Source organism: Stenotrophomonas sp. AN71 (assembly GCF_050435725.1).
Classification (GTDB): Bacteria; Pseudomonadota; Gammaproteobacteria; order Xanthomonadales; family Xanthomonadaceae; genus Stenotrophomonas.
In genome coordinates, this window is the sequence record NZ_JBNDKU010000001.1 from 733,338 (window position 1) to 758,581 (window position 25,244).

The following is a 25,244-nucleotide window of genomic DNA, read 5'->3' on the forward strand; positions in this document are numbered from 1 at the left end:
ATGCGCCATGGGCCCCACGATCACCCCTTCATCGCCCCATGTCGGAACGAGGCCAACAGCGTGGACGCCGCCATTGCCGGGGCAAGACGGCCACGTGCCAGCGACCAGGTGATGCCGTAGAAGCAGGTCCAGTAGAAGTCAGCCAACCACACCGCGGTGAACTCGACGTTGAACTCGCCCACCCTCTGGCCGCGCAGGAAAAACGCCTCGAAACGCTCACCGATCGGCGCCCAGCGCTCAGGCAGCAGATGAAGGTCACCCTGGCGCTGCTGCTCTTCCATCATGCGCGCGAAGACCAGCGTCACCAGCTCCCAATCGGCCAGCAGGGCCCGCGTCACCTGCTCCAAGACCTGTATCGCATCGGCATCCGCGTCGAACCACCTGGCAGCGGCTTCCAAGCGTTCGAAGCCTGCAGCAAACAATGCCTCGTTGATCGCTTCGCGGGTTGGCGCGAACCGGTACAGCGTGGCCCGGCTGATACCGGCGCCACCGGCCAGCTCACTGAGCGTGCAGCGCGGGTGACTGACCAGAGTGGCCGCCAAGGCGTGGTGCAGATCGCGGCGCGTGCGTGCAGCAGCAGGTCGCATGGATGGGCCTGGGAACGGGGTCCTGCCACGCTAGCATGAATCATCAATTAATAAACTGAATCAAAAATGATTCATTGGAATCGAAGATCCGTTACAACAGACCTGCGTCCGGTGCACCCGGGTCGGTGCATGCCAGGGAACGCGTCACAGGCATCGAAGGAGGAGTGCCATGCTGCATCCACTGCGGGATATCGCCGTACTGTTCGATGCCAGTGACATCGGCGAGCGCGTCCTGCGCATCGCCGCCCACCTGGCGCAGGCGCAGCAAGCACACCTGGTCGCGGTCTCCACCGCCCAGCACCCCACCGACATCGCCAACGGTTTCGCACGCGGCGCCGGCATTGCCGCGGCGCTCGATCAACAGGCACGTGCCGACGCCGCCTGCACCGCCCAGCTGATGCAGACGCTGCGCACGCTGTCCGAACCGCTGCAGGTCAGCAGCGAACTGCGCATCGTCTCCGACTACCTGGGCGGCGCCGATCTGGCACTGCAATCGTTGTACTGCGATCTGATCATCGCCGGCTATCCACATACACCCGGCGCCCCCACCGGCTGGCATCCGCTGGGCACGCTCCGCCAGACCGGCGTGCCGATGCTGCTGGTGCCACCGCACTGGCGGGGCGAGCAGGTCGGCCGGCGCATCGTGGTGGCCTGGAACGCTAGCAAGCAGGCTCGCCGCGCCGTGGCGGATGCGTTGCCCCTGCTGGCGCGCGCCCAGGCGGTGCACCTGCTGATGGTCGATACGCCCAAGGCCGAGGCGGCCCCCGGCGCGGAGATGGCACAGCACCTGGCGCGGCATGGCGTGGATGTGGACATCCAAGCGATCACCTCCAGCCAGGGCGGCGTCGCCAGCGCGATCCGCAAGCACGTGCTGGATGCGGAGGCCGACCTGCTTGTGCTGGGCCCTTACAGCCGCAGCCGGGTGGTCGAGCGCGTGCTGGGTGGCGTCACCGAGGATCTGCTGGCCGAGGTGCCGGCTCCGCTGTTCGTTTCCCACTAGCACCGCCCTGCCCTGCGCGACGGTAACCGGTCAGTGATTGCCCGGTGTGGCGCCGGAAGTAGCGGCACAGGTAGGACGCATCCTCGAACTGCAGGCGTTCGGCGATGCCTCCGATCGGCAGCTCGCTATAGGTCAGGAGTGCCTTGATCTGCAGCACCACCTGGCGGTCGATCAGCGCCTTGGGGGTCTGGTCGAAGCACTCGCGGGTCAACTGTGAAAGATAGAACGGCGAAATGCACAGTGCCTCGGCATACGACTGCACATCGCGTTGGCGTGCACTGCGCTGGCCGACCAGTTCCCAGAAATTCCAGGCCAGGCGCTCATGCCGGCTGACCTGCGTTGCGACGGCTTGCTTCGTCGGCAGCAGCGTGGCGAACTTCAGGAAGAAGGTCTGCAACAGGTTGCGCTGCATTACATGACGATGGCGCCCGCCGTTGTGCTCGGCATCCATCACCTGCTGCAGCCAGCCCTGCAGCAAGGGCACGTCCAACGGCGACGGCACGTTGTGCGGCTGCGCGTGCAGGAACGAGAACAACGCATTGGGCAACACATACGCCACCTCCGAGGCCAGCGCCTTCGGCATCAGGCAGGCCACCATCGCGAATCCGCGCGAGCGCCGCCGCAGCAGCGCCAGGGTGTCCTGGGCCAGCACCAGCACGTCGTGCCGCTGCACGGCCACCTCGCGGAAGTTGAGTGCGAAGCGTGCACAGCCGGCCACGCACACCAGTACCACCATGTACGCATGGCCGAACGACAGCGGCACGCCCAGCCCTTCGGCAAGCGTACTGACCTCAAGCCGCATCGATTCGTCCTGGTCCAGAAGCTGGGGCACACGGTCCATCGGACTGTTTTCCGCCTGGGTTTGCCCTCACAGCATAGCGGGCACCCGGGGTGGGTTGTGAAAAGTACCGGAATCATCAAGGCTCAGCCCGATGTGCGCTCAGGGGCGGCTGCACGCCATGAACAGCAATTCACCGGTTGAATCCGCATCGACCGGCTGGAAGCCCAGGCCGCTGTAGAGCGCGATGGCGGCGGTGTTGTCCCGGTAGACACGCAGGGTCAGCCGCTCGACCGCAGCCGACCCCGACGCTTGCGCGGCCAGCGCCTGCATCAGTGCCCGCCCCAGGCCACGCCCACGCACCTGCGGCGAAACGATGATGCGGCCCAGGTGCATCGTGCCGGATGTCGTGGGCCAGAACTGGCCGAAGCCAACACACTGACCGTGCTCATCCAGCAGCACCCAGCCCGGGCGTTCGGCCAGCTGCAACGCCTGCGCGAACTGGCCCGGCGGCAGTGGAAACGCCACGCCGGGCCCGGCCCAGCGCAGGGTCGCGTCGCTCGAATCCAGCCACGCGGCGATGGCTGCGTGGTGCTCGGGCTGTACGGGCTGCAGGTGTTCGGTCACGGCACACCATGGGTTCGGGCATGCCCTCCATGATGCGCGATCCCGACGCCTGGATCACGCTGGAGGACGACGCTTGAATTTTGTCCTAGGACAATAAACAATGCCAACCGTCCACGGTCGCCACGCCAGGCGCTCGACTCCGCTCTTCGACTTCGGGGTTCACCATGATCCACGGTCTCAGCGCCTTCCCGCTCACACCGCTTACCGAATCCAGCGTGGACCTGCACGCCTTCGCCGGCCTGATTGAACGCCTCGCGACGGCCGGTGTGGAGTCGATGGGCATTCTCGGCTCCACCGGCAGCTACGCCTACCTCGAAAAGGCCGAACGCAAGCGCGTGTTGCGCGAAGCGTTGGCCCATTCGGGTGCGGTACCGGTCATCGTCGGCATCGGTGCGCTACGCACCCGCGATGTGCTGGAACTGGCAAGGGATGCTGAAGATGCAGGTGCAGCCGGCCTGCTGCTGGCTCCGGTGTCCTATCAGCCATTGATGGAGCATGAGGTCTACACGCTCTTCGAATCGGTCTGCAGCGCAGTGCGCACGCCGATCTGCGTCTATGACAACCCGGGCACTACCCACTTCCGGTTCTCCGATGCACTGCATGCACGGATCGCCGCACTGCCCAACATCGCGTCGATCAAACTTCCCCGCCTCTCCGACAATCCGGCCGAAGCGACCGCACGTATCGCCGCCCTGCGCGCCTGCATTCCGGCGCACATCACGCTGGGCATCAGTGGCGATGCCGGGGCCGCGCGCGGGCTGGCCGCCGGTTGTGACGGCTGGTACTCGGGCACCGCCGGCCTGTTCCCCGAGGTCGCGCTGCAGATCATCGGCGCGGCACGCAACGGGGACATGGCCACGGCGCAGGTGCTGTCGGAACGGCTGGCACCGCTCTGGGCGCTGTATGAACGTTTCGGCGGCGTCCGCGTCGTGGCATGCGCGGCATCGCTGCTGGGCGTGTGTGGCGAAGATTGCCTGCCACGGCCCCTGTTGGGGCTGCGCGGCGAAGACCGGGCGCAGGTGGCGCAGGTGCTGGGCGAGCTCGGGCTGCGGTAGCCCCGGCACGGTGGCATCAACCCCCACTGGAATTTCCATTCGGGCGCAGGTATACGTCGCCGGTCTTCGTGTCCAGCAGGATGTTGAAGTTCTGGAGGGTTTCGCTTCCGATGGTGCCGTCACCGCTGGAGCCATCTTCATCAATGGTGAAAGACACTTTGGGCCCGTTCAACTGCAGCCCTTGGAACTCCACCGAAGAAATGCGAGCGTCGATCGCGCGAATCTTCTTGCCCGCGCTACCACTGAACTGCGACGTTCCGATAGTCTCGGTGAACACGTCCTTGAGCCGGTGGCGGGAACTGTAGGCGTAGGTCAGATCGATGGTGCCGTTGCTTCCCGTATCCAGGCAAAGCCACGCCCGTTGTGCGGCCGATCCGGTACGCATGATCACTTCGATGGCGGGCGTGTTGTCAATCCATCGCGTGTTCAATCGGGTGTAGCCGGCGGTACTCGGCAAGCGATCGTGAACGAACAGGGTCTTCTTGTCGTAGTCGATCTCGACAACACGCCCTTCGAAAAACTTCCAGCCCAGTACTGCGTCGAACGGTCGATTGCGGTAATCGATGACTGCTGCCCCCAGCGCTCTGCGCACGCCGCCCACAGTGACAGTATTGTTCGTGCTGTAGTTCACCGACGTTACGCCATCGGCACCGGTGTTCTCGGATGTATCGTCGATCTTCATCGAGGCCGCCTCACGCGTGGCAAATGACACAGCCATCGCATCCGCCCCTGTATCCACGAGGAAGCGGAGGGGACGCGACTGATTGATTGTGCCTTCGACGTATATCCGATGGTCCTTCCCCTGCTCGAACGGGATGGCAATCGTCTCGGCGGCAACGCAGGGAACGCTGGTGAGGATCGCCAGTACCACGGAAACGGCAAGCGGGGCACGATAAGGCATGGGCATCGAATCCTTCCATTGAGGTGGGCATGCGGGCGGCATGCCTTGGATGCTCCACTCGGCCAAAAGGTTTAGTGCACGGCCGCAACAAGGAATATGCAGGACGCCGCCACACTCGGCGGCGGCGTCCTGCAACAGGTTTACTGGCAGACGTACTCGCTCGCCCACTGGACCTGATCTACGTCAAGCTCTTCGTGTTCGATCTCAACGGTTTCCACGCGGCTCGAACTGAGCACCGCGCGCGCACCGACGCTGCACGCGGCTGGCAGCCCGCCAGCATAGGCATGCCCGTTGATCGCATATGCCAGGCCGTAGCAGGCCGAGCCGATCTGGTGCGGATTGTGGGGACAGGCCAGGAGCTGATCGTTGGACTGTGCGCTGGCGGCACTGTAGTTGGCCGTCCAGCCACTGAACGGATCGTTGGCACAGCTGCCCGGAAAGCCCGCAATCGGCGCGGCGCCGGCGCTACAGGTGTGTTCGTTGACACCGACGTAGGCGCTGTATCTGAAGTACGCGGTACGACCGCTCTCGACCCATTGCGCGGCGGAGGCGTCTTGGGCGAAGGCGGAAAGACCGAGCAGGCACAGTGCGGCTGCGGTGAGAGAGTTCAATCCTTTCAACATGACTATCGTCCTCGGAATTGGCGTAGTGCACGCATCATGCGTGCCGCCCGAGTCTACCCAGCCCGCCCGGCGGTGAATATGACGGGCTCGGCGGTCTGAGCCTCGAAGCCAGGTACAGCGCCCGTGTCTCCACCTTCGGCGCAGTTGCAAACGCAATGCAATCATCCAGGCAGGCAGGCTCGGATGATGCGCAACCCAAGGCGGAGTGGAGGCACCCTCGGGTCTCTACACCTACGGGGATTGGGGTCCGGAGGGACTTGGCTCATGCCCGTCTGATGCGAACACGGGCTGGGCAGCAAACATGGTCGGTAGCATTGGCTACTGCAGACCCGAACCCGAACATCTGGGTGGCGGCCACCGCTGCACCGGGTACTTGCACACGCTCAGCGGCCAGACGTACACGGGCGCAGAACCAGCGACATGTAGCACGCCTGGGACCTACGCCATCAGCCACATGCGGCGTGCAGAGCTGGTTTACTTCTGCGGCCACTGATCCGCGCCTGGACATTACTGGTCCAACCGTCCCCGCGAGAGCGGGGACACTATTTCATGACTCGTGGACCAGATGGACCCGCCCCGGCAAGAGGCATCAGTCGTCGCCCGGATGCCTGCCGGCCAACGTCCCCATTGTGAAGGCGTACCCGGCCTCTTCCAGAAGCGCCCTCATACGCAGCTCCACACGGCGAGGCGAGCGCAGGCCGTTCGGAGCATACAGGGCATAGACGTAGCCGGCGCCGTCAATGATCTCTCGCCGCACAGCGCATTCGCTTGACTCGGTAGCTTCGCACCACACAGACATCAACCTGGCGGGGCCAATTGACTGCCCATTCCGGAGGCGAAAAAAAAGCCACCGCACACCCAACGGTCGAATCTGATCTAGACGAGCCATTGCGATCCTCCAATACGCGTAGAAAGATCCCTGCGAACCGCAGGATCCAGGCACGGGTGCTCATCAACGGAGGAGCGAGGAAGATCGATGCGGGTGACCCCATTCACCCATGCGGGCAGGTCGGATTGGAGATCAATCCACCACCCAAGTGGAGGACGGAGATCGGCTCCCGTTCTATCGTAGATGCATACATTGAGAGACATGGCGCCGGCTCCTGAATTGTCCGAGCGTACGCCAAGCCGATGTCAGGACAGGATGCGACCGTTACCGGCTCGAAGTGTCCATCTTCTTCGCACAGAAGAACACATGCGCTTCGTCCTGCTGAACTCTTCGAAACGACTCAAGCCAGCTCAGCGCTGCCCCTCGATTTCCAATTGCTTTGCCCAGCGTCTCCGTCAGGCACCGCGCGCATTCCATTCCACCAGGACTTGCCGCATGGCAGGAACGACACTGAGCCATTGTTGTGGTCTTCTCCGGACGACATTGATACATGATCTTCGCCATCAGGCTTACAGCCTGGGATCTGGACGACATGCCAATTCCCTTTCATGGTCCGAAGGAGCCGCGCCAGGCGCGGCCTCTTCTCATGCCTCAGCGGCGGGGATCGCCGCCGGGGCCGCTCTTTTGATCCTGCCCCGGCTTCGGCTGCCCACGATCCTTGTCGTCCTGCTGCTGTTGCTGTCCTTGCTTGCCGGGCTCCTTGCCGCCCTGCTCATCCCCATCAACCGGCCCCTGCTGCACAGGCTGCTTCACGTCGGCGAAAGAGTTGGAGCGATCATTCTTGTTCTGTTCGGAAGTGATGTTCATTTCGTTGCTCCATCGCAGCGAGTGTGCTGCCAATCGACAGTGGCCCTTCCTGTGTTACGCAGACGTGCGGGGATCCCTCCAACGTGAACGGACGCCATGAACAGGCACACAGGAAGAACCGTGTACAGTGGATCTCCAGATAGGAGAACGGTAGTGGAGCGCGGAAGATGCAAGCACTTTGTCGATGTCGATCGCGAACTGGCTCACTGGCAGATCGCGTTCAATCTGGGACAACTCCCTGCAATCAGCTTTCGACACGAAGTGGCACCGGTCATCCGACTAGCCTGTGACATCTATGTCAGAGATCCCCACGGAGCACGCGGAGCCTGGCTGGATGATTTGAAGGAAAGACTTGCGACCCGGCCAAGCCTCCGCGGTCACCCTGGCGCAGAGGAGATTGCCCGCCAATGCTGGACCATTCTTTCTGACCTTTAGCAGATGCAGATGCATTACGCGTTCAAGAGCCACGATCTCGACTGGCGGCGTCATTCCCTTCCCGCATCAACTGATCGTTCAGCACGTTAACGATGGATATGACGGCATCAGCGAGCTCCCGTGCATCGCTGATTGATCCGAAGAAGTAGATTTTCGAGCCCTCAATGCGAACCTCGGCCAGAGAGAGCTGAGAGGCAAGGGCCTCGCACTTGATGACGAACAATTCAGCCCAGTGCGCACCTGGCTCCGAATCCAACAGAACAGTGATTGCCTCGTCCGCAGACGAGTCAACATGCTCATGTAGCGGCGGGACATCGAAGCCAATAATTCTGGGAAGCATGGAGGCGTTCAAGAGCATGTCCTCTGATTCATCCCGACGAGTATCCTCCGAGTGGCGCCCCTCCAGGCGGATGAACCAAATGAACAGTTCACAATCCACGCCATCCGCCTGGATGCTCCAGCACAGACACTTCTGCCACAACGGGACCGTTAGCAGGCTGCACATTTGGCCCACCCAGGGAAATGGGCGACGTGCCGGGTGCGGGCGACCGATCGAGAAAGAACACTTGGCAGCGCTACCCTGAGCGTCCCTCGGGCACCTTCGAGGTGTCCGTTACGGGGACGCCAGGTCTATGTAAGCGCGGATCTATTGCGGCAGGTCATCTGGCATTCTCGCTTGGAGAACACGAGATGCGCGCACAAGTCTTTGATTCATGGTGACCCCGGCCCGATTCGAACGGGCGACCTTCCCCTTAGGAGGGGGACGCTCTATCCAGCTGAGCTACGGGGCCATGCAGCCGGGAAGTTTACAGCCAACGCACCCTACCCTCCAAGCATTCATGTTCAGCCCGGCTCCGCTGGCGCGTTGCACCATGGCCCGACGGGGCGCTCTGCTACCATCGGCGATTCAGTTCATCGCGTCCCCCACCTGCCTGCGATGGCGCCAAACAACGTAACGAAACACAGGAGTCTGCATGTCTTCCGAGCTGCTCAAATCCCTTGGCCTGGACGCGATCAACGCTGGCACGTACCTGGGCAACGGGGAGTGGTCGAGCGCGACCAGCGGTGAGCTGATCACCCCGGTCAACCCGACCACCGGCGAGCCGATCGCGCAGGTCCGCGCGACCACCGAGGCCGAGTACGAGACCGTCGTCACCCGCGCCCAGGAAGCCTTCAAGGTCTGGCGCACCACGCCGGCGCCGCGCCGCGGCGAAGCCGTGCGCCTGTGCGGCGAAGCGCTGCGCAGGCACAAGGACGCCCTGGGTTCGCTGGTCGCCCTGGAAATGGGCAAGAGCAAGCCCGAAGGCGATGGCGAAGTGCAGGAGATGATCGACATCGCCGATTTCGCCGTGGGCCAGAGCCGCATGCTGTACGGCTACACCATGCATTCCGAGCGCCCCGGCCACCGCATGTACGAGCAGTACCACCCGCTGGGCCTGGTCGGCATCATCTCGGCATTCAACTTCCCGGTCGCGGTGTGGAGCTGGAATTCGTTCCTGGCCGCCATCTGTGGCGACGTCTGCATCTGGAAGCCGTCCAACAAGACGCCGCTGACCGCCCTCGCCTCGCTGAAGATCTGCAACGATGCCCTCCGCGAAGCAGGCTTCCCGGACATCTTCTTCCTGATCAACGACGCCGGCACCGCGCTGTCGGAAAAAATGGTCGATGACCGCCGCGTGCCGCTGATCAGCTTCACCGGCTCGACCCAGGTCGGCCGCACCGTCAACGAGAAGGTCGCCCGTCGCCTGGGCCGCTGCCTGCTGGAACTGGGTGGCAACAACGCCATCATCCTTGACGAAAGCGCCGACCTGAAGCTGGCCGTGCCGGGCATCGTGTTCGGTGCGGTCGGTACCGCCGGCCAGCGCTGCACCACCACCCGCCGCCTGATCGTGCACCGCTCGATCTACGCCGACGTGCTGGCCACCCTGGTCAAGGCGTACAAGCAGGTGGAAGGCAAGATCGGCGACCCGACCGACGCTGCCAACCTGATGGGTCCGCTGAACAGCGACACCGCCGTGCAGCAGTTCCTCGATGCCATCGCCCAGGCCAAGGCCGCCGGCGGCACCATCGAAGCCGGTGGCACCCGCATCGACCGCGCCGGCAACTTCGTGCTGCCGGCGATTGTCTCCGGCCTGAAGAACAGCGACGCCGTGGTCCAGCACGAGACCTTCGCGCCGATCCTGTACGTGATGCCGTACGACAGCATCGATGAAGCCATCGACATGCAGAACGGCGTGCCGCAGGGCCTGTCGTCGTCGATCTTCACCCAGAACCTGAAAACCGCCGAGAAATTCCTGTCGGCCGCCGGCAGCGACTGCGGCATCGCCAACATCAACATCGGCACCTCTGGTGCGGAGATCGGTGGCGCCTTCGGTGGCGAGAAGGACACCGGTGGTGGCCGCGAGTCCGGATCGGATGCATGGAAGGTCTACATGCGCCGCCAGACCAACACCATCAACTACTCGGATTCGCTGCCGCTGGCACAGGGCATCAAGTTCGATCTGTGATGGCAACGGGCCCGGCCACGCAAGCGGGTCAGAGCCCCTCCGGGGCTCCGACCCTCGATTTCACCGGCCGCCGTGTACTCATCGCCGGCGGCAGCAAGGGTATCGGCCGTGAAATGGCGCTGGCATTCGCCGGCGCCGGTGCGCAGGTCTCGGTTTGCGCGCGCGGCCAGGTCGGGCTGGATGCCCTGCGTGCCGATGCACAGGCGCAGGGCACTCCGCTGCACACGTTTGCCGCCGATCTGGCCGATGTCGGCCAGATCCAGGGCTGGCTGCATGCCGCGGCCGATGCACTCGGCGGCATCGACGTACTGGTCAACAATGCCACCGGTTACGGCATGGCCGACGACGAGGACGGCTGGGCTGCCAGCCTGCAGATCGACCTGATGGCGGCCGTGCGCGCATCGCGGTTGGCGTTGCCATGGCTGCGCGCCTCCAACGACGCCTGCATCCTGAACCTGTCCTCGATCGCCGCGCAGCAGCCACGCCCCGGTGGCGCCCCCTACGCCGCCGCCAAGGCCGCGCTTTCGCACTACACCACCTCGCAGGCGCTGGCCCTGGCCAAGGACCGGATCCGGGTCAATGCCATCGCACCCGGCTCGATCGAATTCGACGATGGCCTGTGGGACCGTCGCCGCATCGAAGATCCGGTGCTGTACCACGGCACCCTGGCGAAGATCCCGTTCGGTCGCTTCGGCCACCCGCGCGAGATCGCCGACGCCGCCCTGTTCCTGTGCTCGCCGCTGGCACGCTGGGTCACGGGCAGCGTCCTCAACGTGGATGGCGGCCAGGTGTTGATGGGCTAGCCCTCGTTCCCGGTAGCTGCCAACCTTGGTTGGCACTCTCCATTCGTCGACCAGGGTCGACGCCTACCGTGCCCTTGCATCCGCCGCCCATGGGATTGCCACGGCAGAGGCACTATCATGTGCACACTGCCAAGGAGGACCCCGATGAGCGTGGCACCCCGACAGACAAGCGCCCTGGCTGTGGTCAGCCTGGTCATGGGCATCGCCAGCTGGACCGTACTGCCCTTCGTGGCCAGCATCGTCGCCATCATCACCGGCCACATGGCCCGCGCCGAGATCCGCCGCCGCCCGCACGAACTTGAGGGTGACGGCCTGGCCGTCACCGGTCTGGTGCTGGGCTGGGTGATGGTTGGTGCCGTGCTTGCCGCCATCCTGGTCTTCATCCTGTTCTTCGGCGGCCTTGCGTGGCTGGCCGCAGTCTCGAACTGAGCCCGCCATGACCGCCTCCGACAGCACCGAACGCTTCAGCAGCCGTGTCGCCGACTACGTCCGCTACCGGCCCGATTACCCGTCGGCCCTGCTGGACTGGCTGCATGGTCCGATGGGCGTCAGCCATCAGGCGCAGGTGGCCGACATCGGCGCCGGCACCGGCATTTCCAGCCGCCTGTTCCTGGCCACCGGCCATCCGGTCATTGCGGTGGAACCGAACGCCGCCATGCGCGCTGCGTCCGAACAGTGGTTGGCGCCGCAGTACCCGCAGTTCAGTGCTGTGGACGGCCGCGCCGAAGCCACCGGCCTGGGCAATGCCAGCATCGATCTGGTCAGCGTCGCGCAGGCCTTCCACTGGTTCGACACCGTGGCGGTGCGCGCCGAGTGGCAGCGCATCCTGCGCCCCGGCGGACTGGCACTGATCTACTGGAACTCGCGCCTGCTCGATGCCAGCCCGTTCCTGGTCGGCTACGAACAGCTGCTGCTGGATTTCGGTACCGACTACAGCGCCGTGGCCGAGCGCTACCAGGACGACGCCACCATGCAGGCCTGGTTCGGACCGGGACTGCGCGGCATGGTGCAGCTGCCGAACGTGCAGCATCTGGATTTCGATGCCCTGCGCGGGCGCCTGCTGTCCTCTTCCTATGCACCCCAGGCCGACCATCCACGCCACGCACCGATGATCGACGCCTTGCAGGACCTGTTCGCCGCCCACGCGGTCGACGGCCAGGTTGCTTTTGAATATCGAACCCGAGCCTTCCTCGGCACGCTGGACTGAAACCAACGCATGTATTCGCTTGCCCGCCCCTTCCTGTTCTCGCTCGACGCCGAGCGCGCCCACGGCCTCGGCCTGTCCGCACTGGACCTGGCCTGGCGCACCGGCACCACGCCGCTGCTGGCCGCACGCATCGCGCCGATGCCGAGCACCGTGTTCGGGCTGACGTTCCCCAACCCGGTGGGCCTGGCCGCCGGCCTGGACAAGAACGGCGAACACATCGACGCACTGTTCGCGCTGGGCTTCGGCTTCGTCGAGATCGGCACCATCACCCCGCGCCCGCAGGCCGGCAATCCGCAGCCGCGCCTGTTCCGTCTGCCCGCGCACAACGCGATCATCAACCGCATGGGTTTCAACAATGCCGGGGTGGACGCGCTGGTGCGCAACGTCGAGCGTGCGCGCAACCGCCGCGGACTGCTCGGCATCAACATCGGCAAGAACAAGGACACCCCCAACGAACAGGCGGCCGATGACTACATCGCCTGCATGGACAAGGTGTACCCGCTGGCCGACTACATCACGGTCAACATCTCCTCGCCCAACACCGCCGGCCTGCGCGAACTGCAGGAAGAGACCGCACTGCGGCAGCTGGTCAGCCAGCTGCGTGACCGCCAGGAAACCCTGGCCACGCAGCACGGCCGCCGCGTGCCGATGCTGGTCAAGGTGGCGCCGGACCTCAACGAGCGCGACATCGATGCCGCCGCGCGCGTGCTGGGCGAACTGCAGGTGGACGGCGTGATCGCCACCAACACCACCATCGACCACAGCAAGGTCTCCGGCGATCCGCTGGCCAACGAAGCCGGCGGCCTGTCCGGCGCACCGGTGCTGGAGCAGTCCACCCTGGTGCTGCGTCGGCTGCGCGCGCGCCTGCCCGAGTCGGTGCCGCTGGTCGGTGTTGGCGGCATCCTGTCCGGCGCCGATGCCGTGGCCAAGATGGCCGCCGGTGCCGCACTGGTGCAGTGCTACAGCGGCCTGATCTTCCGTGGCCCGTCACTGGTATCGGAGTGCGTGGAGGCGATCCGTCGCCGCCGCGAGGCCCCGAGCCGCGGCGCGGTGGCACCGCTGTGAGCGCACCCATGGACACCAACGATGCCGCCGCACCGCTGCGCTGGACGCTCACCCGCAATGCGCCGCTGCAGGCGCTGAACACCTTCCATGTGCAGGCCAGCGCGGCACAGCTGCTGGAACTGCACGACCCCGCCCTGTTGCCGGAGGTACTGGCGCTACCCGAAGTGGCCGGTGGTCCGTTGTTGGTGCTCGGCAGCGGCAGCAACGTGCTGATCGCCGAGGATCTGCCCGGCACGGTGCTGGTGTTCGGCAACCGCGACATCAGTTTCCTTGAACACCGCGCCGACCATGCGGTGATCCGCGCCGGCGCCGGCGTGCCCTGGCACGGCCTGGTGATGTGGTCGCTGCAGGAGGGCCTGTCCGGCCTGGAAAACCTGGCGCTGATTCCCGGCACTGCCGGCGCCGCACCGATCCAGAACATCGGCGCGTACGGCGCGCAGGTCGGCGAGTTCATCCAGGCCGTCGAGGCGTGGGACTGCCAGGAACAGGCCTGGGTGCGTCTGGACAACGAACAATGCGGCTTCGCCTACCGTGACAGTGTGTTCAAGCAGCAGATGGACCGCTACCTGATCACCGCCATCGAACTGAAGCTGCCCCTGCTGCACGATCTGCGCATGGACTACGCCGGCATCCGCGAAGAACTGCAGGCGCAGGGCGTGGAACTGCCCGGTGCGGTGGACGTGGCCAATGCGGTGATCGCGATCCGCCGCCGCAAGCTGCCCGACCCGGAGGTGCTCGGCAATGCCGGCAGCTTCTTCAAGAACCCGGTGCTGCCGCTGGAGCAGGTGGACGTGCTGCTGCAGCACTTCCCCGATCTTCCCGTGTTCCCTGCCGAGCAGGACGACAGGCGCAAGGTCTCGGCCGCGTGGATGATTGAATCCTGCGGCTGGAAGGGCTTCCGCGAAGGCGATGCCGGGGTGGCACCGAGCCATGCACTGGTGCTGGTCAACCATGGCAATGCCAGCGGCGCTGAACTGCTGGCGCTGGCGCGCCGCATCTCGGCCTCGGTACTGGAAAAGTTCGGCGTGCCGATCGAACCGGAGCCCCGCCTGCTCGGCGCACAGTGGTGAATGCCCCCGCTCTCTCCCCCAGCGCCACCCCGATGCGGGCGGCGCTGTTGATGCTCGGCAGCACGATGGCGTTCGGCCTGATGGCGGTGGCGATCCGCTATGCCACCCGCTACGTGCCGACACAGGAAGTGGCGTTCTTCCGCAACGCCTTCGGCCTGCTGGCACTGCTGCCGATCCTGCTGCGGCCGGGCCGTGCGCCACTGAAGACGCAACAGCTGCCACGCTACTTCGTGCGCAGCGCGATCGGTCTGGGCTCGATGCTGTGCGCGTTCTGGGCGCTGGGCCACCTGCCGCTGGCACAGGCGGTCTCCCTCTCGTACTCCACGCCGCTGTTCGTCACGATTGCGGCAGTGCTGTGGCTGAGCGAGACCGTGCGCGTGCGTCGCTGGGCGGCGGTGGTGGTTGGCTTCATCGGCGTGTTGGTGATCGTGCGTCCCGGCACCGCCGGATTTACCGTTGGCAGCCTGGTGGCCGTCAGCGCGGCCGTGCTCAGCTCACTGGTGGCCATCCAGATCAAGCAGCTGACCCGCGTGGACAGCGCCGATACCGTAGTGCTCTACACCTACGTGTTCTGGGTACCGCTGTCGCTGGTTCCGGCACTGTTCGTCTGGGTGTGGCCGACCGGCCAGGCGTGGCTGTGGCTGCTCGCCACCGGCGTGCTGGGCACCATCGGCCAGTTGCTGTGGACGCGCGCACTACGCCTGGGGGAGGTTTCGGCACTGACCCCGATCAGCTTCCTGCAGTTGCCGCTGGTGACGGTGTGCGGCTGGCTGCTGTTCAACGAAACCGTGGACCATTGGACGATCGTCGGTGCCGGCATCATTCTTGCCGCCAACGCCTACATCGCCCATCGCGAAGCGGTATTGTCGCGGCGCGCCGCCAGTGCAGCCGTCACCGCTGCCGTCAAACCGGCCGAGTAAATCCACGCCCTGCGTGGATAACGACCCTCTCGCCTGATCACACCATCCACGCATGGCGCGGATCTACAGCGCGCGATACGCCCGCTCGGCCGCATCGAACACATTGCCCGGTGCGAACTGTTCACTCAGGAAATGCAACGACTGCCGGCGCAACTGTGGCGAGCGATCCAGCGCATCCGGTGCCAGCAGCACCTGCTGGAATTCGATCAGGTCCTGCAGGATGCGCCAGTGCCGGTACCAGGCGATCCAGCGTCGGTCACCCGGATCGCTGCCATAGCCTTCCTCGAAGCCGAGCGGATTCTCGCGCCCCCAGCGCCCGCCGACAGCCGCGCCGACGAACATCAGGTCGCGCTCGCGCGGGGCCAGCGACAGGCCGTCCCAGTCGATCAGGTGCAGCGCCCCATCGTGGCCCATCAGCAGGTTGCCGGCATGCAGATCGGTGTGGCACAGATGCAGCTCGGCAGGCTGGTCCTGCAACGCGGCACACAACATCTGCGCACGCGCGTGCAGCGCGGCGATACGCGCCCGCTGCTGCTCCCAGATCGAAATGAACGCACGCCCCAGCCCTTCCTGCGGCACCGGCAGGCCACCGTCGGCCAGCCACTGTGCAACAGTGTCCAGCGCCAGCGTTTCCAGCCGCACGCGCGGAAGTGCCTGCTCCAGCTCCGGCGGAAGGCGGGCCTCATGCAGGCGCCGCAGCACCTCACCCAAACGCCGCCACTGCGCTCGGCTCAAGGCCGCCTCGAAACCCGACTGGCCTTCCACATAGGGGAACAACGTGAACTGCAGGCCCCAACGCTGCACCGAGGCACCACCGGTCAGTGCTGGCCAGGGCGAAACGATCTCCTCGATGCCCAACGTCCCGCGCAGCCAGTGCAGGCTGTCCCAGACACCAGGATCGACCTGGTAGGTGCGGCATTTCAACCACCACTGCCCACGCCGTGCATCGATGCGATACACGCTTGCATTGGCGTCGGCGCCCACTGGGCGCGGCACCACGGCGGTGGCCGTGATGCCATAGGACTGTTGAAGGACTTCGCCGATATGCTGCGCCGAAGCGAATGACATGGATGCAAGCGGAAAGTATTACAAGCCGCCACTATCGCAGATGCGCGCTTTGCGGCACAGACATGTCCGTCACAACATCACGCCTGCGTGAGCAGAGTGCTAGCCGGCAATACGCCGCATCACCGCTTCCAGCGGGCCACGCGCGAACCGCCACGACCACAGCCACGCGGCGCCGGTGGCCAGCACCAGGAACAGCAGCGCCCACAGCAGCACCGCCGGCAACGATGCGCTGCCATCCAGCAGACCCAGCCCTTCCAGCGTACCCATGCCCAACAGGATATGGCCGACGTACAGGGTCAGGGTCATGCGCCCGGCCGCAGTGAACGGCGCCAGGCCCTCGACCGGCCACGCGCGCGCAAACCACAGGCAAGCGCCAATCACGCTGCAGCCCGCACCGGCACCGGTCAGCACATACGCCGGCCCCGGCGGCATCGGCTGGGTTCCCAGCCACGGCTGCCATGCCGAGCCCTGCGCAAGGTGCTGCACGCCCTGGCCGGCGCCGAGCAGCAACAGGCCCAGCAGCAACACGGCACGCTGCACGCGCGGCTGCGACAGTGGCAGCCGCGCCAACAGCATGCCCAGCAGGAAGAAGCACATCCACGGCAACAACGGATGGAAGCCGTTGAACAGCAGGTTGCGCGCGGCGCCCGGCCACTGCCACAGCCCGGCGTAGTCCAGCGTCTGCCAGTTCCAGCCGTGGCTGTAGTCCCAATGCAGCAACGCCCAGAACGAACACGCCGCCACACCGATGATGCTGGCCAGCAGCACCTGCGGCGTGGCGCGCAGCCACAATACCGCCAGCGCGAAGTACACCGCGTAGTAGTGCAGGATATCGGCCGGGAACAGGGTCAGATTGAGCACGCCCAGCACCAGCAGGAACAGGGCGCGGCGCCAGGTCTGCACGCTGGCCTGCATCCACCTCTGCCGCTGTGTCGCCAGCACCAGGCCGAGGCCGGCCAGCGTGACGAAGGTGGCCGACGCCTTGCCTTCCAGCAAGTGGAAGAATGTGGCCAGCCAACCGTCGCTACCGGCCTCCACGGCCATGGCCAGGCGGAAATTGACCAGTACCATGCCGGCCAATGCCAGGTAACGGGCGAGATCCAATCCGTGCAACCGCCGCTCATCGGCGCTCATGCACGCGCACCCAGCAGCAACGCCAGCAGGCCAAGATCCAAAGGGGTGCTGCCCGCATCACCGGCTTCGCCCAGGCCCTGCCGCAGCGCATCGCTCTCGATCGCGTCCAGCAGCACCTGAGCCTGCGTGCCCGGGGGCAATGCGGGACGTCGCCGCTCGCGTTGCGCCACACGCTGCAGGGCATCAGCCAGGGCCAGCTGCAGGTGTCTGCGGTTGGCCGCGAAGGCTGCGGCCACCTCGGGGTTGCGTGCACTCTCGGCCAGCACTTCAACAGCCAGCGTCGCCCATTCCGGCTGCCGGCACAGCGCATGGAAGTCCTGCAGGAACGCCAGCACCTGCACGCGCTCGCCGTCGGCGGCGCCCAGCCGCTGCAGCAAAGGCGCCAGTTCTTCGCTCTCGGCCACCGCCACCGCAAGGATGATCGCCTCCTTCCCCGGGAAGTGGTTGTAGAGATTGCCCAGGCTGACGCCGGCCGCCTGCGCGATGTCACGCATGCTGGTCAGGTGGAAGCCTTTGGCCAGAAAACACTGCAGGGCCGCCTGCAGGATCTGTGCGATGCGTTGCTGGTTGCGGTCGGTGCGGTTCATGGCCATTAAGTTGAACGAACGTCCGTTCACTGTAAAGGTCGAAACGCCACGCTGGCAGGCGAGCGTTCAGTCCTGCGTGGCGTCAGAAGAACTCGTCGAGCAGCCGATAGAACGCCAGCCGCCGCTCATCGGCCGCCATGCCGTAGCGCTGGAACAGCGGCGTCACCCAGCGGGTATCGTCGAAGTTATGCACCAGGCTGCGCGCGGCCAGCGCCAGATCCTGGTAGCGATCAGCCACGCCCAGTCTTCCGCAGTCGATGAAGCCGCTGAAGCGGCCCTCGGCCACCATCAGGTTCGGCAGGCAGGCATCGCCGTGGCTCACCACCAGGTCTTCGTCGTCCGGCCGCGTGGCCCGAAGTTCGGCGAAAACCTGCTGCGGGCTCTGCCCCAGGCGCTCATCATCGAAATCCTCGGCGTCGACCAGCCCGCCTTCCACGCGCGCCGCGGCCGCCTGCAGGCGTGAGGCGAGACGCTGGTCGAAGGGACATCCGGCAACCGGCAGCGCGTGCAGGCCGCGCAGCGCATCGGCCAACAGCTCGACCACCTGTTGCGGGGCCAGTTCCGGCGATGACGCCAGATCGCGCCCAGGCACGGCGCTCATCAGCAACCAGCGACGCCCCGCCTCCTCGGCGGTAGCGATCACCGTAGGCGCTGGCTGGCCCTGCGCCTGCAGCCAACGCAGGCGCGCGATCTCATCACCCAGCTCACTGAAGGCATCGATCACTTCCGTCTTCAGGAAGGCATCGCCCTGCCCCGGCCGCTGCACGCGGGCAACCTCCGCGCGCGAAACGCCGATCGACTGCCGATTGATGCGTGCTCCCGCCAACATGTCCTGCCATGCCTGGGGCAACGGCATGCCATCAGCGGCGGAGTCGGTTTCATCCATGCACATGCGAAGGCTCCGCAACGGTCGGTGACGGTGGCGATTGTCGCGCATCCGGCGGGTGCAGTGTCATGCCGGAACTGCACCTCAGCCTGGTCGCGGCGCTGAACCGGATCGTTACCGCAACGCGCGCACCGATGGACGAGCCGCCGCGTGCCGTCCACAGTGGCCGGCGCCGCGCAAGGAGTACACACCTGCGTCCGTTGGAACTCCCCAGTACACAAGGAAGCAACATGAAATTGATGGTCATCGGCGCCAGCAGGGGCCTCGGTAGGGCGTTCGTGGAAGGCCTGTGCCAGCCCGGCGACACGGTGGTCGGCGTCTCGCGCAATCGCCCGCGCGATATCGAATGCCCCGAGGGCGTCACCCTGCAGTGGATCGAAGCCGACCTGGCCCAGCCCACCCTCGCTGCCGACCACATCGCCGCACAGGCGCCGGCCGATCTGGATGTGCTGATCCACAACCTGGGCATCTGGGAAGAGAAGGCCTTCAGCGAGGAGTACGCCTTCCTCGATGAAAGCGATGCCGCGCTCACGCAGCTGGTCGACGTCAACATCACCGCCACTCTGGTGCTGTTGCAGCGCTTGTTGCCCCGCATGCTGAACGCACCGCGCCCGCAGCTGGTGCTGACTGGTTCGACCTCGGCACTGCCGCGCAGCGGCCGCCCCGAAGTCGCCTTCGGTGCGTCGAAGTTCGCGCTCAACGGCATCGCTGAAGCGCTGCGCGAAGGCTTCCGTGATCGCCGCCTGGCGGTGACCAGCCTGCAGCTGGGCTATCTCAACACCGACGACGCGCTGTCGGTGCCCGTGGCCGATGCGGCAGCGCGCGGGGAAGGCGAACTGGTGCCGGTGCACGACGTGGTGGCGATGGTGCGTGCGCTGCTGCAGCTGTCACCGTCCGGCTTCGTGCGCGAACTGGTACTGCCGGCTATCGCCGACCCGCGCTACTGACCACGGCGGCCTGCATCAGGCATCTTCGGTGGCCGCGCGCTCGGCCGTGGTTTACCCTGCTCGTCATTGGCCGTCGGTCACAGGCGGGAGCCTGCTATGGATGCGCTTTCACGGGTCTCGGCCCAGGTCCTGGACAGTGCCCTGCCCAGCCTGCCGCTGTACCTGCTGCAGGCCACGGCGGTGATCGGGATGATCGGTGTCCTGCTGATTGCCACCCGCCGCGCCGGCCATGCCATCGAAGGCCGCCGCCTGTACGTGGGCGTGGCACTCGGCCTGATCTACCTGTTCAATTCCTGGTTCGTGGCCGGCTATACCCAGGGGGTGGTCAAGCTGCACCTGGGCTTTGACATCCTGCTGGTCAGTGGCCTGCTCGGCGGCTGGCGCGGCGGTCTGGTCTGCCTGGCCGCCAGCCTGCTTGCCCGCTACCAATTTTCCGGCACCACGTTCTTCCTGCCCGCCGCCCTCGAGGCCATGATGCAGATGATGGCCGGTGTCTGGCTGCGCCAGCGCCTGCACCCGCGCATGCTCAGTGAACTCTCTGCGCGCATGATCCTGCAGGCTTGGTCCCTGCGCATCGCGGTGACCTTCCTGGGCCTGGCACTGGGCGTGGCCATCATCGGTGCCGATCAACTCCCGGTAGCGGAACTTGCGATCCAGCGCCTGCTGGCACTTCCAGTATCGCTGCTGATGCTGGGTGCGGTGTTCGCGCTGGTCTACAACGATGCGCAGATCGACGCGCAGCGCCAGCGAGAGCAGGCGTGGCTGCGCATCGATCCGATCAGCGGCCTGCCCAACATGCGCGCATTGGGCGAACGACTGCAGCACTACTGGCGCGCTGATGAAGGTCCTGCCAAGGCCTGCCTGCTGGTTGCCGAAATGGGCAACCTGCGTGATCTGCGGCTACGCTACGGGCCCCTGCAGGACAACGGACTGTGGCAACGCGATACCCCGGCCGAAGTCCACCGGCTGTTGCCAACGCTGCCGGTCGACGCGTTGGAGATCTACCAGTTCGGCGACGCTGCGCTGGCGATGCTGGTACGTGGCCTGTCGCTGGCCGAGCTGCGTACCCAGGCGCAGGTCACCGAGCTCGCCAACAACCTCTCCAACCTGGTCGGCCGCGAGTGGCCGGGCTTCCGTCCGTTGTTCCGCTGTGCGGTGGTCGAGCTGAAGCCACCGGCCAGCGACGAAGACGGTCGCCTGCCCTTCCGCGCGATCACGCTGGCGCTGAGCGCGATCGAATCAGGCGTGGTGTTCTTTGACGATCCGATCCAGCGCGACAGCGAGATCGACGCGCTGATCGAAGCCGCGCTTGAACGCTGGTTGCTGCAGGGCGATGCACCGCTGTGCTACCAGCCCAAGCACCGCCTGCAGGACCGCCAGCTGGTCGGCGCTGAAGCGCTGCTGCGTATGCGCGACGGCGAAGGCCGACCAATCGCACCGATGCGGGTGATCTCGCTGCTGCGCCGGCACGGCCGGCTGGCGGACCTGGAATGGGCCACGCTGCAGTCGGCGGTGCACTTCCTGCAGCACTGCCGGCACGGCGGTACGCCACTGACCATCGCGGTCAACGTGTCGGCCGAGTCACTGCGCCTGCCCGACTTCGGCCTGCGCCTGCAGGAACTGCTGCAGCTGCACGACGTGCCCGGTGCCATGCTGCGCCTGGAAATCGTCGAGTGGACCGAGATCGTCGAGCGTGATGTGGTGGATGCCAACATCGCGCAGCTGCTGGTGGCGGGGGTGACGATGTCGCTGGATGACTTCGGCGCCGGCTATTCAACCCTCATCCTGCTCTCGCAGCTGGCCATCGCCGAGGTGAAGATCGAACAGGCGCTGATCGCCACGCTGTCCGATGCCAAGTCGCAGTCGATCGTGCGCTTCATTGTCGAAGTCGCGCATCGATGCGGTGCCATCGTCGTGGCCGAGGGCACCGAAACACTGGCGCAGGAGCAGCAGCTGCGGGCGCTGGGGGTGGACGTCGGCCAGGGTTACCTGTACTCGGCGGCACTGCCGGCCGACGAGTTCCGCCGCTTCGCCGGCAGCTGAGCGCTGCTGCGGCAGTCACCCCAGGCGCATTGACAGTTCCACGTCCTGCGCGAACGGCAGCGACAGGTAACCGCTGCCCACGGCCCGCATACGCTGCAGGTAGTGCGGGCTGTCGTCGGCATTGTCGGCCACCACCAGCGCGCCCGGGCGCAGGCGGTCCTGCAGCAGATCGAGGATCTCCGGGTACAGCACCTTGGCGCCATCCAGCAGGACCAGATCAATCGTTGCCGGCAGCCCCTCAGCCAGCGTCTGCAGCGCATCGCCCACGCGCAGTTCGACCAGGTCCTGCAGTCCCGCCTCACGCAGGTGCCCCGCCGCACGCCGGGCCTTCTCCGGTTCGAATTCGGTGGTGAGCAAGCGGCCACCGCCGTTGTCACGCAATGCGGCAGCCAGGTAGATGCTGGAGATGCCGAAGGAGGTACCAAACTCCACGATGCTGCTGGCGCCACAACTGCGTGCCAGCAGGTACAGCAGGCGACCGGTATCGGCCGACACTGGCAACCACAAGTCCCTCAGCAGTTCACCGTACAGCCGCGGGTATTCTTCGCGGCTGGCCAGCAGGCGCTGCCGTTCGGCATGCGGGACCGCCGTCAACGCCGGGCTGCAGGCGGTATCGGCTTCATCGAACAGGCGCGCCAGCAGCGGCGCGACCGGGGCGGACATCAGGGTATTCATGGCAGGAATTCCAGTGCTGTGATGGGAGACGACGACGCGGCGTCCGCGTGGCACCAGCACGCTTGAGGGCCTCGTTGGCGCCCCCTAGAATGCGAATGATTCGTCGCAAACAAGCCTACGGACGAATCCCGTCGCTGCCTATTCGCATTGGAACCGCCCCATGGCCGAACGTCGCCCCCCGCAGATTTCTTCGAGAAAACAGCCTCGCCAGGCGCGTTCAAGCGATCTGGTGGCGGCCATCCTCGAAGCTGCTGCTCAGGTTTTGAAGCACGAAGGCGCCCCACGCTTCACCACTGCCCGGGTGGCCGAGCGCGCCGGCGTCAGCATCGGTTCGCTGTACCAGTACTTCCCGAACAAGGCGGCCATCCTGTTCCGTCTACAGCAGGACGAGTGGCAGCAGACCGCAGACATGGTGCGCGGCATCCTGCAGGAGACCCGGCAGCCGCCCTTGCAGCGGCTGCGCCAACTGGTGCATGCGTTCATCCGTTCCGAGTGCGACGAGGCGCAGACCCGCGGCGCGCTCAGTGATGCCGCGCCGTTATATCGCGACGCGCCGGAGGCACAGCAGGCGCGTAGCGCCGCCGATGCCGCAATGGCGGCGTTCATGGTCGAGACGCTGCCAGTTGCCACCCCGGCCACGCGGCAACTGGCCACCGACCTGATCGAGACGATGCTCAGCGCGGTCGGCCGCGAGTTCTCCAACACACCACGCAGCGCCCGCGAGATCAGAACCTGCGCTGACGCTGTGGCCGACATGTTCTGCGGCTACCTGATCCAACTGGGGGCGCCTGCCATCTCCCCGGCGAAGCGCCGCAAAGCTCAGAGCGCGTAGAAGCCCAGGAACATCGCCACCGCCGACTCGGCCACCCGTGCGCGCTCCTGCGCCTTCAACGGCGCCTGCCCCATCGTCACCTGCGGCCAGAACGCGAAGCTCTTCACCAGGCCATGCAACTGATGGCCGGCAAATTCCGGGTCGACCTTGCGCAATCGCCCATCGGCGATCGCAGCGCGGATCCAGGCACTCTCGCCACTTTCCTTTTCGCCCATGCGGCAGACGATGGCCTGCGCGCGTTCCGGAGAATGAATGATCTCGGCCATCGCCACCCGAGCCAGATCGATGAAGTTGGCATCGCTGAGCAGTTCGAGCTTCTGGCCCAGCAACTGCAGCAACTGCACATCCAGCGGCTGGTCGCTGCGGTACGGCAAGGTATCGCTGGCCACGCTGCGCTCCCACAGCTCCTCCAGGATCATCGAGAACAGCGCTTCCTTGCTCGGGAAGTGGTTGTAGACGGTGCGCTTGGAGACCCCGGCCACTTCGGCAATGCGGTCCATGCTGGTCGCCTCGTAGCCCGCCGCGCGGAACTCCTCCACCGCCGCGCGCACGATGGCTTCGCGTTTGCGGTCGGTCAGGCGTTGCGGGGCACGGGACATGGCGGAGAACCGGATAGCTGAACGGATTCGCACATTTTACACCGATCAGTGTACTTTCCGAAATCAGGAAACTACACTGTGCAGTGTACCCAGCGGACGTCACCCATGAAGCGCCTGCTCCTTGTTCTCCTGCTTGGAATCCTCGCTGTGACCGCCTACACCTTCTGCAAGTCCTGGTCCCTCCCCGACTTCCCCGATTCGCCGCAGTACCGCGACGGCAAGTTCCGCAACGTCCTGCCGAAGCCGGCGATGGGCCTGCGCGATGGCCTGGAGATCTGGGGGACCTTCCTGTTCAACAAGCCCAAGGGCACCGTGCCGGCCCACCCCATCCCGGTGCAGGCGCTGGACCGCGCCGCGCTGGACGCCGCGCCTGACCGCAGCCTGTTCCGGCTCGGTCACTCCACGATCCTGCTGAAGCTGCGCGGCCAGTACTGGTTGACCGACCCGGTGTTTTCCGAGCGTGCTTCGCCGGTGCAGTGGATGGGCCCGGCGCGCTTCCATGCACCGCCGATCAGCATCGAAGAACTGCCGCCGATTGCCGGCGTGATCCTCTCGCACAACCATTACGACCACCTCGACCACGCGGCGGTGATGCAGCTGGCCGGGAAGACCGCGCGCTTCATCGCACCCCTGGGTGTGGGCGACCAGCTGATCGCCTGGGGTGTGGATGCGGCCAAGGTCGAACAATTGGACTGGTGGCAGTCCACCGAAGCCGCCGGCCTGCGCCTGACCGCCACGCCCGGCCAGCACTTCTCCGGCCGCGGGCTGGGCGACAGCGACCGCAGCCTGTGGGCGTCGTGGGTGATCCAGGATGGCGACTTCCGCATCTTCTTCAGCGGTGACACCGGCTACTTCGATGGCTTCAAGGCCATCGGCGAGACGTACGGTCCGTTCGACCTGACCATGATCGAGACCGGCGCCTACGACCCGCGCTGGGCCTTTGTGCACATGCAGCCCGAACAGACCCTGCAGGCGCACCTGGACCTGCGCGGCAAGTGGTTGCTGCCGATCCACAACGGCACGTTCGATCTGGCCCTGCACGAATGGCAGCAGCCGTTCGAGCGCATCACGGCGCTGGCGGCGTCGAAGAACGTTCCGGTGGCCACGCCGATGATGGGCGAAGCGCTGGACATGCAGGCACCGCAGGCAGGCACGCGCTGGTGGGAGAAGGTGGAGCTGTAACGCGCTGCGTTCCCGGC

General features: G+C 65.7%; 27 protein-coding genes and 1 tRNA gene. 13 read left to right on the forward strand and 15 right to left on the reverse strand.

Annotated elements, in window-relative coordinates; all coding sequences use genetic code 11:
• Positions 1–20: 20 nt before the first annotated feature.
• Positions 21–587: a TetR/AcrR family transcriptional regulator gene (locus ABH900_RS03140; RefSeq protein ID WP_429621180.1), complete on the reverse strand. Its 567-nt coding sequence runs from the start codon at positions 585–587 to the stop codon at positions 21–23.
• A 169-nt stretch (positions 588–756) separates the two neighbouring features.
• On the opposite strand from ABH900_RS03140, the gene ABH900_RS03145 reads away from it, so the two are divergent.
• Complete coding sequence (locus tag ABH900_RS03145) at positions 757–1,587, forward strand: universal stress protein (RefSeq protein ID WP_429621182.1); 831 nt, start codon at positions 757–759, stop codon at positions 1,585–1,587.
• Here ABH900_RS03145 and ABH900_RS03150 read toward each other — a convergent pair.
• The gene (locus tag ABH900_RS03150; protein ID WP_429621184.1) at positions 1,535–2,428 is read right to left on the reverse strand and encodes a helix-turn-helix domain-containing protein; all 894 of its coding nucleotides are present in this window, start codon (positions 2,426–2,428) and stop codon (positions 1,535–1,537) included. The two genes, ABH900_RS03145 and ABH900_RS03150, sit on opposite strands and share 53 nt — an antisense overlap.
• Positions 2,429–2,527: 99 nt before the next feature.
• A complete protein-coding gene (locus ABH900_RS03155) occupies positions 2,528–2,992 on the reverse strand; it encodes a GNAT family N-acetyltransferase (protein ID WP_429621186.1) in 465 nt (154 codons plus the stop codon).
• Positions 2,993–3,156: 164 nt separating this feature from the next.
• On the opposite strand from ABH900_RS03155, the gene ABH900_RS03160 reads away from it, so the two are divergent.
• Entirely contained in the window at positions 3,157–4,047 is an 891-nt protein-coding gene (locus ABH900_RS03160) for a dihydrodipicolinate synthase family protein (protein ID WP_429621188.1), read from the forward strand.
• 16 nt (positions 4,048–4,063) lie between these two features.
• On the opposite strand, the gene ABH900_RS03165 is transcribed toward ABH900_RS03160, so the two are convergent.
• The 6 genes from ABH900_RS03165 to ABH900_RS03190 all read right to left on the reverse strand — a co-directional run bounded on the left by ABH900_RS03165 (position 4,064) and on the right by ABH900_RS03190 (position 8,493).
• On the reverse strand, positions 4,064–4,948 hold the full coding sequence (locus ABH900_RS03165) for a retropepsin-like aspartic protease (protein ID WP_429621190.1): 885 nt from the start codon (positions 4,946–4,948) through the stop codon (positions 4,064–4,066).
• A gap of 140 nt (positions 4,949–5,088) precedes the next feature.
• Entirely contained in the window at positions 5,089–5,571 is a 483-nt protein-coding gene (locus ABH900_RS03170) for a hypothetical protein (protein ID WP_429621192.1), read from the reverse strand.
• A 589-nt stretch (positions 5,572–6,160) separates the two neighbouring features.
• Entirely contained in the window at positions 6,161–6,460 is a 300-nt protein-coding gene (locus ABH900_RS03175) for a hypothetical protein (RefSeq protein WP_429621194.1), read from the reverse strand.
• A gap of 591 nt (positions 6,461–7,051) precedes the next feature.
• The gene (locus tag ABH900_RS03180; protein ID WP_429621196.1) at positions 7,052–7,267 is read right to left on the reverse strand and encodes a hypothetical protein; all 216 of its coding nucleotides are present in this window, start codon (positions 7,265–7,267) and stop codon (positions 7,052–7,054) included.
• Positions 7,268–7,724: 457 nt separating this feature from the next.
• Positions 7,725–8,060 carry a hypothetical protein gene (locus ABH900_RS03185; protein WP_429621198.1) on the reverse strand — a complete coding sequence of 112 codons (336 nt, stop codon included), beginning with the start codon at positions 8,058–8,060 and terminating at the stop codon, positions 7,725–7,727.
• A gap of 356 nt (positions 8,061–8,416) precedes the next feature.
• Positions 8,417–8,493: transfer RNA gene (locus ABH900_RS03190), tRNA-Arg, on the reverse strand.
• Positions 8,494–8,676: 183 nt separating this feature from the next.
• Here ABH900_RS03190 and amaB point away from each other — a divergent pair.
• The 7 genes from amaB (at position 8,677) to ABH900_RS03225 (ending at position 15,274) form a co-directional block, all read left to right on the forward strand.
• A complete protein-coding gene (amaB, locus tag ABH900_RS03195) occupies positions 8,677–10,209 on the forward strand; it encodes an L-piperidine-6-carboxylate dehydrogenase (protein WP_429621200.1) in 1,533 nt (510 codons plus the stop codon).
• Positions 10,209–11,012 (forward strand): SDR family NAD(P)-dependent oxidoreductase, encoded by an 804-nt coding sequence (locus tag ABH900_RS03200; RefSeq protein ID WP_429621202.1) that lies wholly within the window; start codon positions 10,209–10,211, stop codon positions 11,010–11,012. The genes amaB and ABH900_RS03200 overlap by 1 nt, the downstream gene beginning before the upstream one ends.
• A 144-nt stretch (positions 11,013–11,156) precedes the next feature.
• Entirely contained in the window at positions 11,157–11,441 is a 285-nt protein-coding gene (locus tag ABH900_RS03205) for a DUF4190 domain-containing protein (RefSeq protein ID WP_005413144.1), read from the forward strand.
• 7 nt (positions 11,442–11,448) lie between these two features.
• Positions 11,449–12,219 carry a class I SAM-dependent methyltransferase gene (locus ABH900_RS03210; RefSeq protein ID WP_429621204.1) on the forward strand — a complete coding sequence of 257 codons (771 nt, stop codon included), beginning with the start codon at positions 11,449–11,451 and terminating at the stop codon, positions 12,217–12,219.
• 9 nt (positions 12,220–12,228) lie between these two features.
• The gene (locus tag ABH900_RS03215) at positions 12,229–13,284 is read left to right on the forward strand and encodes a quinone-dependent dihydroorotate dehydrogenase (RefSeq protein WP_429621206.1); all 1,056 of its coding nucleotides are present in this window, start codon (positions 12,229–12,231) and stop codon (positions 13,282–13,284) included.
• A gap of 8 nt (positions 13,285–13,292) precedes the next feature.
• The gene (murB, locus tag ABH900_RS03220) at positions 13,293–14,354 is read left to right on the forward strand and encodes a UDP-N-acetylmuramate dehydrogenase (RefSeq protein ID WP_429621208.1); all 1,062 of its coding nucleotides are present in this window, start codon (positions 13,293–13,295) and stop codon (positions 14,352–14,354) included.
• Positions 14,355–14,386: 32 nt separating this feature from the next.
• Positions 14,387–15,274, forward strand: coding sequence for a DMT family transporter (locus tag ABH900_RS03225; protein ID WP_429621425.1), 888 nt, complete (start codon positions 14,387–14,389; stop codon positions 15,272–15,274).
• 63 nt (positions 15,275–15,337) lie between these two features.
• Here ABH900_RS03225 and ABH900_RS03230 read toward each other — a convergent pair whose 3' ends face one another.
• The 4 genes from ABH900_RS03230 to ABH900_RS03245 all read right to left on the reverse strand — a co-directional run bounded on the left by ABH900_RS03230 (position 15,338) and on the right by ABH900_RS03245 (position 18,949).
• Complete coding sequence (locus ABH900_RS03230; protein WP_429621210.1) at positions 15,338–16,342, reverse strand: phosphotransferase; 1,005 nt, start codon at positions 16,340–16,342, stop codon at positions 15,338–15,340.
• A 99-nt stretch (positions 16,343–16,441) separates the two neighbouring features.
• Entirely contained in the window at positions 16,442–17,476 is a 1,035-nt protein-coding gene (locus ABH900_RS03235; protein WP_429621212.1) for a DUF418 domain-containing protein, read from the reverse strand.
• Positions 17,473–18,063, reverse strand: coding sequence for a TetR/AcrR family transcriptional regulator (locus tag ABH900_RS03240; protein ID WP_429621214.1), 591 nt, complete (start codon positions 18,061–18,063; stop codon positions 17,473–17,475). The genes ABH900_RS03235 and ABH900_RS03240 overlap by 4 nt, the downstream gene beginning before the upstream one ends.
• 82 nt (positions 18,064–18,145) lie before the next feature.
• Entirely contained in the window at positions 18,146–18,949 is an 804-nt protein-coding gene (locus ABH900_RS03245) for an APH(3')-II family aminoglycoside O-phosphotransferase (protein ID WP_429621216.1), read from the reverse strand.
• A gap of 230 nt (positions 18,950–19,179) precedes the next feature.
• On the opposite strand from ABH900_RS03245, the gene ABH900_RS03250 reads away from it, so the two are divergent.
• Complete coding sequence (locus ABH900_RS03250; protein ID WP_429621218.1) at positions 19,180–19,896, forward strand: SDR family NAD(P)-dependent oxidoreductase; 717 nt, start codon at positions 19,180–19,182, stop codon at positions 19,894–19,896.
• A gap of 96 nt (positions 19,897–19,992) precedes the next feature.
• Positions 19,993–21,939: an EAL domain-containing protein gene (locus ABH900_RS03255; RefSeq protein WP_429621220.1), complete on the forward strand. Its 1,947-nt coding sequence runs from the start codon at positions 19,993–19,995 to the stop codon at positions 21,937–21,939.
• Positions 21,940–21,954: 15 nt separating this feature from the next.
• On the opposite strand, the gene ABH900_RS03260 is transcribed toward ABH900_RS03255, so the two are convergent.
• Positions 21,955–22,614: an O-methyltransferase gene (locus tag ABH900_RS03260; protein WP_429621222.1), complete on the reverse strand. Its 660-nt coding sequence runs from the start codon at positions 22,612–22,614 to the stop codon at positions 21,955–21,957.
• A 160-nt stretch (positions 22,615–22,774) separates the two neighbouring features.
• On the opposite strand from ABH900_RS03260, the gene ABH900_RS03265 reads away from it, so the two are divergent.
• Positions 22,775–23,446 (forward strand): TetR family transcriptional regulator, encoded by a 672-nt coding sequence (locus ABH900_RS03265; RefSeq protein WP_429621224.1) that lies wholly within the window; start codon positions 22,775–22,777, stop codon positions 23,444–23,446.
• Here the strand turns inward: ABH900_RS03265 and ABH900_RS03270 are convergent.
• Positions 23,434–24,045, reverse strand: a complete 612-nt coding sequence (locus ABH900_RS03270) for a TetR/AcrR family transcriptional regulator (protein ID WP_429621225.1) — start codon at positions 24,043–24,045, stop codon at positions 23,434–23,436. The genes ABH900_RS03265 and ABH900_RS03270 overlap by 13 nt on opposite strands.
• A 105-nt stretch (positions 24,046–24,150) precedes the next feature.
• Here ABH900_RS03270 and ABH900_RS03275 point away from each other — a divergent pair, with 105 nt between their 5' ends.
• Complete coding sequence (locus tag ABH900_RS03275) at positions 24,151–25,227, forward strand: MBL fold metallo-hydrolase (protein ID WP_429621227.1); 1,077 nt, start codon at positions 24,151–24,153, stop codon at positions 25,225–25,227.
• Positions 25,228–25,244 lie beyond the last annotated feature (17 nt).